The sequence below is a fragment of the Rossellomorea aquimaris genome, assembly GCF_000935355.1.
GTDB lineage: Bacteria > Bacillota > Bacilli > Bacillales > Bacillaceae_B > Rossellomorea > Rossellomorea aquimaris_B.
In genome coordinates this window covers 1-1,325 of record NZ_JXZC01000029.1, presented here as the reverse complement: position 1 = coordinate 1,325, position 1,325 = coordinate 1, and the positions used below count along the sequence as shown (strand labels likewise).

Annotated in this window: 1 protein-coding gene; it reads left to right on the top strand. The window is 37.3% G+C overall.

Annotated features, from left to right (window positions below):
* Positions 1 to 98: 98 nt before the first annotated feature.
* On the top strand, positions 99 to 1,259 hold the full coding sequence (locus tag TV75_RS20910) for an IS256 family transposase (RefSeq protein WP_044340708.1): 1,161 nt from the start codon (positions 99 to 101) through the stop codon (positions 1,257 to 1,259).
* Positions 1,260 to 1,325 lie beyond the last annotated feature (66 nt).

Here is a 1,325-nt window from a genome sequence, read left to right as displayed (position 1 = left end):
GATTAAGTCCATATAATTGTGTAAAAAGAAAGAGTCATTTTATTCCTTCTTGTCAACACTGTTTTCAACGACGATAAACAATGAGAAGAGGAATAAAGATGACTCAATTACAGTTTAACCTAGATTTGGATTCTTTAAAAGAAGCAGTAATAAATTCTAATATCGAAACGGTGGTCCGGTCTGCCATCGTCCTTGTATTGAATGAATACATGGAAAGGGAGCGAGATGATTACTTACAAGCAGCTTCTTATGAACGATCTACTGATCGTTTGGATTACCGAAATGGATACTACGAACGAGAATTTACAATGAGTATTGGAAAACTCAAACTCAAAGTTCCACGCACACGTAATGGAGATTTTTCTCCTTCCTTATTTGAAAAGTACTCACGGTGTGATCAGGCTTTTGTCATATCAATGATCGAGATGGTGATTAATGGTGTTTCTACCCGTAAGGTTACTCATATCGTGGAACAGCTTTGTGGAGAGACAGTTTCAAAATCATTCGTTTCTTCCCTGACTAAAAAACTAGATCCTATCATAAGCGATTGGAATAAGAGACCTTTGAACCTCACTTATTTTCCATATATATTTGTAGATGCCATGTATATAAAAGTTCGTGAACACCATCGTGTGGTTTCAAAAGCCGTTTACATTGCGACAGCTCTTTCAGAGAAAAATAATCGTGAGATTTTAGGGTTAATGGTTGATCATGCCGAGAGCTATGAGAGTTGGAGTAGGTTCTTTCAACAACTGAAATCCCGTGGTCTACAATCTCCTAAGCTTGTGATTTCAGATGCCCATAAGGGTCTACAAAAAGCCGTCTTACGTGAGTTTATTGGAACCAGTTGGCAGAGATGTAATGTGCATTTCAAACGAAATATTTTTAAACAACTCCCAAAGAAAGATTCCGAAGAAATTAGAACCATGATTAAAAGGGTATTTGAAGCTGTCAAAATTGAGGATATGAGAAACTTTAAAGAAGAACTAATGAGTCAGTTTAGCGAGTACAAAAAATATGAAAAAGCGTTGGCCATCTTAGATGAGGGCTTCGAAGACACCATTCAATACATGGAGCACGATGAAGGAATTCGACCACATATTCGCAGTACCAACTGTTTGGAACGCTTAAACCAGGAGGTTCGAAGAAGAGAAAAAGTCATACGAATCTTTCCAAATACGCAGTCAGCGTTTCGATTGGTCGGGGCAGTTTTGTTTCATTATCAACAAACCAATTATTCAAAAAGAAAATCCTTTTAAAAAGCCCTAAGCATTTTTGAATGAAACTTCCCAATGAAATGGTTTCATAGCCAGGTCAGTCTGTCA